General features: G+C 62.9%; 12 protein-coding genes. All 12 read left to right on the forward strand.

Annotated features, from left to right (window positions below):
• Positions 1–511 (forward strand): hypothetical protein (locus M3461_07265; GenBank protein MDQ3774164.1); only part of this gene is annotated, 511 nt, incomplete at its 5' end.
• A gap of 356 nt (positions 512–867) precedes the next feature.
• Complete coding sequence (locus M3461_07270) at positions 868–1,206, forward strand: hypothetical protein (protein MDQ3774165.1); 339 nt, start codon at positions 868–870, stop codon at positions 1,204–1,206.
• Between the two features lie 10 nt (positions 1,207–1,216).
• Entirely contained in the window at positions 1,217–1,672 is a 456-nt protein-coding gene (locus M3461_07275) for a multicopper oxidase domain-containing protein (GenBank protein MDQ3774166.1), read from the forward strand.
• Between the two features lie 222 nt (positions 1,673–1,894).
• Positions 1,895–2,491: a GTP cyclohydrolase II gene (ribA, locus tag M3461_07280; protein ID MDQ3774167.1), complete on the forward strand. Its 597-nt coding sequence runs from the start codon at positions 1,895–1,897 to the stop codon at positions 2,489–2,491.
• Entirely contained in the window at positions 2,488–3,486 is a 999-nt protein-coding gene (locus tag M3461_07285) for a RibD family protein (GenBank protein MDQ3774168.1), read from the forward strand. Before ribA ends, M3461_07285 begins: the two co-directional genes overlap by 4 nt.
• Positions 3,483–4,499 carry a glycosyltransferase gene (locus M3461_07290; protein MDQ3774169.1) on the forward strand — a complete coding sequence of 339 codons (1,017 nt, stop codon included), beginning with the start codon at positions 3,483–3,485 and terminating at the stop codon, positions 4,497–4,499. Before M3461_07285 ends, M3461_07290 begins: the two co-directional genes overlap by 4 nt.
• A complete protein-coding gene (locus M3461_07295) occupies positions 4,486–5,490 on the forward strand; it encodes a zinc-binding alcohol dehydrogenase (protein MDQ3774170.1) in 1,005 nt (334 codons plus the stop codon). The genes M3461_07290 and M3461_07295 overlap by 14 nt, the downstream gene beginning before the upstream one ends.
• A gap of 20 nt (positions 5,491–5,510) precedes the next feature.
• Positions 5,511–7,865, forward strand: a complete 2,355-nt coding sequence (locus tag M3461_07300; protein ID MDQ3774171.1) for a primary-amine oxidase — start codon at positions 5,511–5,513, stop codon at positions 7,863–7,865.
• Between the two features lie 109 nt (positions 7,866–7,974).
• On the forward strand, positions 7,975–9,081 hold the full coding sequence (locus M3461_07305) for a glycosyltransferase family 4 protein (protein ID MDQ3774172.1): 1,107 nt from the start codon (positions 7,975–7,977) through the stop codon (positions 9,079–9,081).
• Between the two features lie 26 nt (positions 9,082–9,107).
• Positions 9,108–9,977: a methyltransferase domain-containing protein gene (locus tag M3461_07310; protein ID MDQ3774173.1), complete on the forward strand. Its 870-nt coding sequence runs from the start codon at positions 9,108–9,110 to the stop codon at positions 9,975–9,977.
• Between the two features lie 5 nt (positions 9,978–9,982).
• Positions 9,983–10,600 (forward strand): hypothetical protein, encoded by a 618-nt coding sequence (locus M3461_07315; GenBank protein ID MDQ3774174.1) that lies wholly within the window; start codon positions 9,983–9,985, stop codon positions 10,598–10,600.
• Positions 10,597–11,442: polysaccharide deacetylase family protein (locus tag M3461_07320; GenBank protein MDQ3774175.1), on the forward strand; the 846-nt coding region annotated here is incomplete at its 3' end. The genes M3461_07315 and M3461_07320, both read left to right, overlap by 4 nt.

Here is an 11,442-nt window from a genome sequence, read left to right on the forward strand (position 1 = left end):
CGCCCGGATTTCCTCATCCGGCTGGCGTCAGGGAACACCCTCGTGCGAAACCAAGGGCATGGACACCGAGCAGGATCAGACTAAGCGCCGCTTTCTGGACGAATGGGTGAAGGCCGTGAACGCGCACGGGGGGGTCGGGTCGTGGAGATATGGCGTGGTCCTGTACCCCAAAGAGGTACTGGGGGATTCTGCGCAAATACACTGCAAGGGGGCGGACATGAACTGGCCTAAGGGCTCAAAGTGGCGAAAATGGGATCTGCATGTCCACAGCCCGGCCTCCCACGGCTTCGCGGGCGACTGGAACCAGTTCATCATCCAGCTCGGCAACGCCGACACGCTCTTCAAGGAAGGGCTGGTCTATGAAGCAGACAGACATCCTCGGTTCTTCCAACAAGGCGCAGGCGGATTTCTTCCTCTGGAAGGACGGCAAGTTTACGGAGGAGCAATACCGGAAGTGGTTTGGCCGGCGGAAGCCTTGCATCAAGGGCAGCGACTCGCACAACGTCAATGACGAACTGGGCAAAGTCAAGGACCAGCACGTCAGTGTCATGGATCTAAGATATAACTTGAACTATGCACTGCATATAACTGACATGCAATGATACTCGAGCCATTAGGGCCCTTCATGTTTCCCGAATCGGCTACGTCCGGCAAACGCCGTCCCATTCCGCCTGATCCCGCCGGTCGACGCCTCGCGACCGGCGTGCTCTCCCCAGGCACCGGATGCCGGGTTCCGATTCACCTCGGAGTTCCCGCAAACCCACCGGGGGCACCGGCCGCTCGGCCGCAAGACGAAGCCCGTTGCGAAAGGGCATTGAACGTCCTATACTTTGCCTGTTGCGTGCCGGACACAGGAAAGCGCACAGTTTGCCGATCACATATACCAAAGGCACCATCTACAATCCGGCCACCGACAAGCATGATAACGTCTGTCTTCGCTCCTACGAGGATGAATTTCTGGCCCCGACGATCGTGATGAAACCGAGGCAGACCGTGCATATTGGTTTAAGGAATCAATTGCCTGTGGAACCCGATTGTGCCGAGGGCAAAGGCACGAATGTGCCTCACTGTTTCAATACCACGAATCTGCGCTCACACGGACTTTGGGTTTCGCCTACCGGCAACAGCGACAATGTGCTGCCCGAAGACCACCCTACCGGCACCTTCTGGTATCAACATCGATTTCAATTTCAACAAAGACTTTGACATAGGCTGGGTGAACGGTAAGCCCTATGAACCGCCTCGGATCGATCAAACCCTGATCCTGGGTACTGCCCAATCTTGGCGTCTTTCCTCGTCGGCTTTGTCGCATCCCTTCCGCATCCATGTGAATCCGTTCCAGATCGTCAGCGTTAAAGATAAAATCACCAAGAAAGAAATCACCACCGGCGAATATGAGAGTATGAAAGGTGTATGGAAAGATACGATCTTCGTGGAAGGAGATCCGAACGGAGAAAACCCGGAGCTAGGCGTTGAAATCGAGTATCGCACGCGTTACGCGCGATACATCGGTGAATTTGTATTGCACTGCCACATTCTCCCCCACGAAGACATAGGCATGATGCAGAATGTAGAAATCGTATTGGCGGGAACAGAACCCCCTAGACTATGCGCTAAATATGATGCCCTAGACCAAGACCAATTATGCCCTACACCATCAGGAGGTCACTGATCCGCGGTCGACCGAGGCAATCGAAACCGGGGCGAGGAGCAACCGTCCTGCTCGCATCGGTGCGCAACCATTTTGGAAAGGAGGGCAAGTGATGCACGGGGATATCCTCCGTTACGGCGATCACCGATGCCTGATGAGTAACCCCTCCGGGCGCCCGGCCAGACGGTCCGGGCATCCGCCACGGCCGCTCCTGGCGGCAGGACTCCACGAGGGGGCGACGGCATGTTGACGAGGGCGGTGGATACGCGGCTGCCGACCGACTTCGGCGAATTCCTGCTACGCGCTTATACGGACAGCGGATCGCAGCACCTCCACCTCGCTTTGGTGAAAGGAGCGGTGGAAGGTCTCGACGTCCCCCTGGTGCGCATCCATTCCGAGTGCATGACGGGTGACGTCTTCTCGTCTCAGCGCTGCGACTGCGGGATCCAGCTGGAAGTCAGTTTGCAGGCCATCGGGCTCGAGGGATCGGGGGTGCTCATTTATCTGCGGCAGGAGGGGAGGGGGATCGGTCTGCTCAACAAGCTCCGCGCCTACAGCCTTCAGGATGGGGGGCTCGATACCGTCGAGGCAAACTTGCACCTCGGGTTCGGGGCGGATCAGCGCGAGTACTCGGCCGCGATCGCCATTCTAGAGGATCTGGGCGTCAACGCGCTGCGACTGCTCACGAATAACCCGGCGAAGGTCCGTGCGGTCGAGCGCTCGTCGATCCGCATGGTCGCCAGAGTGCCTCTGGTAGTGCCGCCGACGGACCACAACCGCGGGTACCTGACGGTCAAGCGGTTGCGTCTGGGGCACCTCCTCGAGGACCTCGGGCAGTGACGACACGGGAAGAGATCGTCGAGCCCCACGCGGCAGCCGCCTGCTGGCGCGCCTTGACCCTGCTAGCAGAAGCGGTCCGCGGCCACGGCGCGCCGATCCGTCGCTGCTCGCTGCTCATCGGCGACGCTCCCGCGGTATGCCTGGACTCGCTCACTCCCCCGGCGGGCGACGGCTGGCGGGTCTCTCTGGTCCTCGACGGCGAGCCCGCCTCGAACGGCCCGCCGGCGGGCGCAGGCGAAAGCCGTTACCGGCTCGACGACCTGATCGTGCTGCAGAGGCTCACCGATGGCACCCTGCCATCGGCTGCCGCGGCGCTGCTCGAGATCTACCTGCCCTACTGCATGGCGCCCGTTCACGCCCGGCGGGTGCGGCGATCGTTCACCGTCAGTCACTTTGCCCAGTCGCTCGATGGCAGGATCGCCACGGACCTCGGCGACTCCCGGTGGATCGGCTGCCCCGAGAACCTGGTTCACGCCCACCGAATGCGTGCCCTCTGCGACGGCATCCTGATAGGCGCCCGCACCTTGCGCACGGACCATCCGGCGCTGACCGTGCGCCACACCCAAGGATCGGACCCCATCCGGATCGTCGTCGGCGGCGGCGTCGATGTCGACATCGACTGTCTCGCGCGGGCGGGTCCCGGTCGGATCCTCTTGATCGGCGTGGGCAAGGAACCAGCGTCGCCGCAGGTCGAACGCCTCGCGCTGCCGACCGAGAACGGGCGCATCGCCACCACGGCGATCCTCCGCGAGCTCTACCGCCGCGACATCCTTTCCGTGTACATCGAGGGCGGCGCCACCACCACCTCGGCCTTCCTCGCCGAGAGCAACATCGACGTCCTGCAACTCCACATCTCGCCGCTCATCATCGGCCCCGGGATCAGTTCGTTCCAAAAGCCGGCGATCCGGTCCGTCGCCGAATCGGTACGCTTCGACAGGCATGTCTACCGGTCGGTCGGTGACGGCATGCTGTTCGTCGGAAGAGCCGCATCGTGACCCGGCGGGTTCTGCTGGTTTCCTCGGCAAGCCCGTACCCCGTCGTTACCAATGGCTGCGCCCGGCTGGTGAGCGACTACCTGACGCACCTGTTCCCCGCCGATAGGGTCTACCTGCTCCTCACCCGTCCGGGCGACTGGGCCCCTCTAGGGCTCTATTTCGGCGGTCGGCCCGTGGCAGGCGACCTGAGTATTTCGGGTCTCCTCGCCCACGACTTCGCCTTCGTCCTTTTCATCGGATTCAAAGAGAACGAATTCACGCTCGAGCTCGCTGGCTCCCGAGCCTCCTTCTGTCTCACCGATACCTATCCTCACCCCGATGTGCCCGATGGGCTTTTCCGCGGGATCCTGTCCCATCGCGGCGAACCGCGCCCGGACCTGCTCATCGTCGGCGGTTCCTACGATGATGAGGTGTTCCACCCCGATCGAGCCAACCGTGATCGAGCCGGCCCCGATCGAGGCGGCGAGGAGTGGGTGCTCACCGTGGGGAGGATCCATCCGGACAAGCACCAGCTCGAGCTCTGCGAAGGCTACCGGGAGCGGATCTTCGAGGAGTACGGCCTCCCGCTCTATCTGGCGGGAGGTGTCGCCGACACGGACTATTTCCGCGAGGTCGAGAGGTACATCGACGGCGTCAGCGTCGTCTCGAGCATCGATCCGGGGCAGCCGCTCGCCAGTTCCAACTGGCGCTCGGCCCGGGAGATCGCCCTGCTCTGCCACCGGGCACGGTTGTTTGTTCTGGCCTCGCCGAAGGAGAGCTTTGGCCTGGCGCTGATCGAGGCGATGGCGTGCGGTACCACCTGCGTCGTCAACGGCGAGTACCGGGGCTTCGCCGAGTTGGATCTGCGGCCGAACGTTTACGGCAACATCACCGGCAAGCGAGGCTCCGTCGTCGATCTCGCGGCCCGCGCGCTCTGCGACGGGGTTCGGATCGACGCTTCCGAGTGGGCCAGGAAGTACGCACTACGCGAGACCCGTGGGGTCCTGTCCCGGTTTATCGATGACCGCCTGTAGATGGTCCCTGTACTTCGTCGCACCCCACCGCGTGGCGGTGCGGGAAGAGCCGCTGTCTCCGCCCGGCGCCGGAGAGGTGGTGGTCGAGACCGTCGTATCCGCGATCAGCCCGGGCACCGAGATGCTGGTCTATCGCGGCCGGGTGCCGGCCGACATGCCCCTCGACTCGTCCATCTCCGCCCTCGCCGAGGCGTTCGCCTTCCCCCTCAAATACGGCTACGCCGCCGTGGGCCGGATCACGACCTTGGGCGCGGATATCGGCCGAGAGTGGCTGGGAGAGTTGGTGATGGGCTTCCATCCGCACGAGAGCCATTTTCTGGCCTCGCCGGCCGAGCTCGTCCTCGTTCCCGCCGGGGTCTCGCCCGAGGCCGCGGCCTTCCTGCCCAACGTCGAAACGGCAGTCACCTTCCTGATGGACGGCCAACCGATCGTCGGCGAGCACGTCGCGGTGTTCGGGCAGGGCGTGGTGGGGCTGCTCACCACGGCGTTGCTGGCGCGCATCCCCCTCTCCGATCTGGTGACCTTGGACCGTCATCCCCTGCGGCGCGGGCGGTCGCTCGACCTGGGTGCGCATCGAGCCGTGGACCCGGCGGCGGCCGGCGAGCTGGAGCGTTTGCGTTCGTCCTTCGACCTGAGCTACGAGCTTTCCGGCAGCCCGGCCGTCCTCGACGAGGCTATCGCCGTCACCGGCTTCGACGGCCGAGTCGTGATCGGGTCATGGTATGGCGACCGGCCCGCCCACCTCTGCTTGGGCGGGGCCTTTCACCGCAGTCGCATGCGCCTCATCAGCAGCCAAGTCAGCACCATCGCCCCCCGCTTTGCGGGACGCTGGAGCCAGGCTCGCCGCCGGCAGGTGGCCTGGCGGATGCTCGCCGAGATCGAGCCCGCCCGCCTCATCACCCATCGTTTTCCCGTGTCCCGCGCGGACGAAGCCTACGACTTGCTCGATCGGCGCCCGGAAGAGGCCGTGCAGGTGATGCTCACCTATTGAGCGTGATGCGAGTCGGCCTCGTGATCTACGCCAGCATCGAGACCCTCACCGGCGGTTATCTTTACGACCGCAGGGTGCTGGATCACTTGGCGTCACGCGGAGATCGTGCCGAGGTGATCTCGCTGCCTAGGCGGAACCACTATCCCCGCGCCCTCGTCGACAACGCCTCGCCTTCGCTGGTTCGCCGGCTCACTCGGGCGCGCTTCGGTGTCCTCTTGCAGGAAGAGCTCGTCCACCCGTCCCTGGTCTTCCTCAGGCTCAGGGCCAGGGCTCGCTACCCGATCGTCACGATCGTTCACCTCTTGCGCTCCAGCGAGCAGATGGCGACTCGGCTCCGTGGCTGGTACTCGGCGGCCGAACGCCGGTATCTGGCCACCTGCTCTAGGATTCGGAAGGGAAGGTTGTCAGTTATCAGTAGTGAGCACGTGATAAGAAAACTAACACTTCCGGCCGCCGCACTTCTCTTATCTTGCCTGGCGCTACCTGTGCTCGCGGCCGAACCCACTCATCCCTTGGATCCCTTGCGCGCCGAAGAGATAACAGCCGCAGCCGGCATTGTTCGCGAGTCGCCTGGACTGCCCGAGGGCGCTGTCTTTTCAACGATCATGTTGAACGAGCCCTCCAAGTCCACGGTCCTGGGCTTTAAGCCTGGAAAGCCGTTTCCAAGAGAGGCGTTCGTCGTCGTTTATGACGGAAAAGGTGACCGAACGTTCGAGGCCATTATCGACCTCAGGAGTCGCAAGACAACTTCCTGGAAAGAGATTGTGGGCGTCGAGCCTCTGGTCTTCTTTCCAGAGTATGAATCCGTGCCGCTGATCGTCAAAGGTGACCCCCGCTGGCAAGAGGCCATGCGCAAGCGAGGCATCACGGACTTTGACAAAGTCCAGATTGACACCTGGGCCGTCGGTGATGCTCCGGCTGGCGAGAAGGGCAGGCTCGTCAGAGGGCTCTCTTATCTCAAGGATGGTATGGTTAACTTTTATGGCCGCCCGATCGAAGGAGTCGTCGCCGTAGTCAACACGAATACGCGCAAGGTAGTCGAATTCGTTGATACGGGAATCGTTCCGCTCGCGCCGCGGGGTCAGGAGCTGGACGAGAAATCGATTGGCCGTCAGAGAGAGGCTCCTAAGCCGCTCACAATTTCCCAGCCGAACGGAAACAGCTTCGAGCTGCAGGGCAACGAGGTTCAATGGCAGAACTGGAAGTTTCGCTACACGATGCACCCGCGCGAGGGCTTGGTTCTTCATACCGTTGATTATGAGGACCAAGGGAAATTGCGTCCCGTGCTTTACCGTGCGGCGTTGTCAGAGATGGTCGTTCCTTATGGCGATCCTGATCCGACATGGCGCTGGCGAAGCGCGTTTGATGTTGGTGAATACACTGTCGGCAGAATGGCGAGCCCGCTGGAAGCAAGAATCGATGCTCCCGAGAATGCAGTTCTGTTCGATGCGGTCTTTGCGGACGAATCAGGTAAGCCCTACACACTGCAGCGAGCGGTCGGTCTGTACGAACGTGACGGAGGAATTCTGTGGAAGCATTACGACAGCTACACGACACAGAACGAATCGCGCCGGGCGCGGCAACTGGTGATCCTCTTTGTTGCCACGATTGGTAACTATGATTACGCGATTAATTGGATCTTTAGTCAGGACGGAACGATCGAGGTTGACGCGGCGCTGAGCGGCATCATGTTGCCAAAGGGGGTTGGCGGGACAATGGGGGAACATGCTGCCGGTGACAGCTCCAGTCATCTCGTGTCACCCGGCATTGTGGCGCCGCATCATCAGCACTTTTTCAATTTCAGACTCGATCTGGATGTTGATGGAGTGAGCAACTCCGTCGTTGAGATGAATACCAGAGCGATTCCTCCCGGGCGTCGAAACCCTTCAGGTAACGGAACGACGATGGAAGAAACGATGCTGCGTCGTGAACTGGCGGCAGGGCGGAGCATGAACATGCAGTCGGCTCGGACGTGGAGTGTTAGGAATTCATCTGCGAGAAATTCGCTTGGCCAGCCGACGAGTTTCATTCTTGTGCCCGGCGCGAACTCTGTGCCCTACGCTGCACCGTCATCATCGGTCAGAAAGCGCGCCGGTTTTATCAACCGCCACTTTTGGGTGACGCGATATCGAGCGGGCGAAATGAACGCCGCAGGCGCATACCCGAATCAGAGCAAAGGTGGTGATGGGTTGCCGGCGTGGGCTTCAAACAACGAGCCAATCGAGAACCAGGACATTGTTCTCTGGTACACGATGGGCATCACGCACATTCCGCGTCCGGAAGAGTGGCCGGTAATGCCGGTGACGCACGTCGGGTTCAAGTTGATCCCGGGAGGCTTTTTTTCACGAAACCCGGCGCTTGATGTCCCACGGTAAGGGAATTTCGAATTGCGAATTTGGAAGCCGCTGGGAGCGCAGATGTGGCAGGGTCCCCCTCGAGACGCCCGCAAGAGGCCGTGCAGGTGATGCTCACCTACAGAGCGTGATGCGAGTCGGTCTCGTGATCTACGGCAGCATCGAGACCCTAACCGGCGGTTATCTCTACGATCGCAGGTTGCTGGATCACCTCGTGTCACGCGGAGATCGGGCCGAGGTGATCTCGCTCCCTCGGCGGGACCATTACCCCCGCGCCCTCTGCGATAACGCCTCGCCTTCGTTGGTCCGCCGGCTCACTCGGGCGCGCTTCGATGTCCTCTTGCAGGATGAGCTAGTCCACCCGTCCCTGGTCTTCCTCAACGGCTGGCTCAGGGTCAGGACTCGCTACCCGATCGTCACGATCGTTCACCTCTTGCGCTCGAGCGAGCAGACGGCGACGTGGCCCCGTGGCTTGTGCCCGGCGACCGAACGTCGGTATCTGGCCACCGTCGACGCAGCCCTTTACAACTCCGAGACGACCCGGATGGCGGTCGAAGCCCTCCTCGGGCGCAGCCTTCCCGGGGTCATCGCCTACCCAGGCGGTGATCACCTGGCCGTGGAACGCTCGGAAACCGAGCTCGCGGCGCGGGCACGAGCGGCGGGGCCGCTGCGCGTACTCAGCATCGCCAACGTGCTCCCCGGCAAGGGCCTCTGCGTCCTGATCGACGCACTGAGCCGCCTGCCCGCCGAGAGTTGGCGTTTACAGGTCGTCGGCAGCTTGATGATGGACCGGCCTTACGTGGATCGCCTGCGGGGTCTGATCGGTCGCGCCGGCCTTGGCACCAACGTCTGCCTGGTCGGCACGGTGCCGAACGCTCGGATCCCGGAATACCTGATCACCAGCCACCTACTGGCCGTACCCTCGCACTACGAGGCCTTGGGCATCGCCTACCTCGAAGCGATGCGGTTCGGGCTGCCCGTGATCGCCACCACTGCCGGGGGAGCGCACGAGATCGTCCGGCACGGCCGCGAGGGCTTCCTCGTGGCGCCAGGCGACGCCGATGCCCTGACCCGGCACCTCCGGCTCTTAGTTGCGGACCGTGAGCTCTTGCTGCGGATGGGGCTCGCGGCTCGGCGAAGGGCGGCACGTCACCCGACCTGGGACCAGTCTTTCGAGCGCGCTCGTATTTTTCTGCACTCCTTGGTCGAAACCCACCGGCCCCCTGTGTCAACATAGCGGGAGAAACCCCGGGAGACAACGCCTTGATCACCCACGAGCAGATCCCGGACTTCTACGACTGGCTGTCGCGCTACGTCCAGGTGAGCAACTGGCTCTCCTACCGCGATCGCTTCGCCGCGTTCACGATGCACAAGAGGCTGAACGTTTCGACGCAAGCCGGCGGCGCCGGCGGCCGCACGGCCGGCCTCGAGTATGTCAACGATCGCCTGCTGGAGGTGGCCGGTCTCCCTCCCGAGCCGCGAGTGCTCGATGCCGGCTGCGGCTTCGGTGGCACCGTCTTCCACTGGCAGCGCCGGATCGGTGGTCGCTATGACGGGCTCACCCTGAGCCGGGTACAGCTCCGGGTCGCCCGGCGCGAGGCGCGACGGCGGGGCATCGAGGATTCCTGCCGGTTTCATCTGCAGAGCTACGACACGGCACTCGAGCGGGACTTCGACGCGGTCGTCGCCATCGAGTCGCTCATCCATTCAGCGGACCTCGATCGGACTGTCCCCAACCTGGCGAGCGCGCTCCGTCCCGGCGGCGTGCTGCTCATCCTGGACGACATGGCCACAGGCGACCTCGACCGCGTACGGCCGACCGAGGTGGCCCTGCTGCGCGCCCATTGGGGTTGCGCCCGCTACCCGTCACAGGAGGACTACCGGGCTGCCCTCTGCCGTGCCCGCCTGACGTTGATTCACGAGGAGGACCTCAGCTCGCTCATGGTCGTCCGGGACGAGCACATCCTCGACCGATGGGAGAGCGTCTATTCCAATCTCCATCGAGCCATCCCGCTGTCGCCGGTTCGCACGGTCGTCTCCGCCTTTCTCGGCGGGATCGCGCTCGAGCGCTTGCACGGTTCGGGCGACGTCCACTACCGGCTGTTGGTCGCCCGCAGGACCGGGAAAGCCTAGCCCGTATGTCGAAACAGACGAGTCGCTACGATGTCTGCCCGGAGGTGTGCGGCCGACTGGAGCATCCCGGATTGGGGCTTGATATGCCGATCTGGGTGGACCACACCCGGGAGGACACGACGGTCGACCAGCAGAGGATCGAGGACGCCCTGGAGCGGATGGACCTCGACGGCCGGCGGATCCTCCACGTCGGCGTCGGCAACTCGGGGTTCGCCCGACGCTTTGCCGGCCGGGTACGCCTCATCGACGGCCTGACCGTAAGCGAACCTGAAAAGACCCTCGCCGACTCGCTTCACATCGCCAGTTACACGGTATACCTCCTGAACAAGTACGGCCGGGATTTCCTCACAACGATCGAGAACCGGTACGACTTCATCATTGACAACAATTTGGCGAGCTTTGCCTGCTGCAAGTATCACTTCTATCGTATGGTGGATAATTATCTATGGTGTTTGCGTCCGGGCGGTAGTGTTTTGACCGACCAGCAGGGAATGGACTGGACGGTAGAGGACGATCCCCGATGGCGGCTCTGCTACGAGGACCTCGAGGCCCTGGCGGGAAGGTTCCCGATCGCGGTGACGAAGGTCACGGACACCGTGTATCGGATCCGCGGCATCTCGTGACCTACAATACCGCCTTGCGGGAGCTCGGGTTCTCGGCGGCGGATCGCGTCGTGATCGTCCATGCCGACGATATCGGGATGTGCAACGCCACGGTGAGCGCGTTCTTCGAGCTCGCCGAGCACGGGGTGATCTCCTCCGGATCGGTGATGGTTCCGTGCCCCTGGTTCCCCGCGGTGGCCGCCGGCTGTCGAGGGAATGCCGGCGTCGATGTCGGCGTGCACCTGACACTGACCAGCGAATGGGACAGTTATCGCTGGGGACCCGTCTCGACCCTGGATCCGACATCCGGCCTGTTGGACGAGGAGGGGTACTTCTATCGCAACCAGGACCTGTGGCGGGGTCTCGACCCGAAGGCGGTCCGAATCGAGATGGAGGCCCAGGTCGACCGTGCCCTGGCAGCGGGCTTGGATCTTACCCACGTCGACTGCCACATGTTCTCGATGCTGGCCGTGTCGTTGGTCGGCCATTACGTGGATCTCGGCTTCGCCCGTCGACTACCGGTCTTGATGACGCGCCAGCCGCAGTGGGTCGCGATCCTGTCCGAGGCGGCCATCGCCGGCTGGGAGGAGCAGGGGCTCCCGGTTTTCGATCATCTCAGGGAGATGCCCTTGAACCAGCCGACGACCCGATGGCTGGACCTGACGAAGGGCCTTTTCGACGAGCTATCCCCTGGCCTCACGTACCTGATCACCCACCCGGCCACGGACTCGCCGGAGCTGCGGGCCATCGCCGGCGACTGGCGCCAGCGAGTGGCCGACTTCGAGACCTTCCGCAACGCCGAGTTGCGGTCTCACTTGCGCCGGAGCGGTATCGAGATCATCGGCTGGCGCCCGTTGCGGGAA

This window comes from Pseudomonadota bacterium, assembly GCA_030860485.1.
Lineage (GTDB): Bacteria > Pseudomonadota > Gammaproteobacteria > JACCXJ01 > JACCXJ01 > JACCXJ01.

Bases quoted from the DNA above. Each gene is read 5' to 3' on its own strand.
- M3461_07315 (MDQ3774174.1), top strand. From the start codon at position 9,983: ATGTCGAAACAGACGAGTCGCTACGATGTCTGCCCGGAGGTGTGCGGC.
- ribA (MDQ3774167.1), top strand. From the start codon at position 1,895: ATGTTGACGAGGGCGGTGGATACGCGGCTGCCGACCGACTTCGGCGAA.
- M3461_07295 (MDQ3774170.1), top strand. From the start codon at position 4,486: ATGACCGCCTGTAGATGGTCCCTGTACTTCGTCGCACCCCACCGCGTG.
- M3461_07305 (MDQ3774172.1), top strand. From the start codon at position 7,975: ATGCGAGTCGGTCTCGTGATCTACGGCAGCATCGAGACCCTAACCGGC.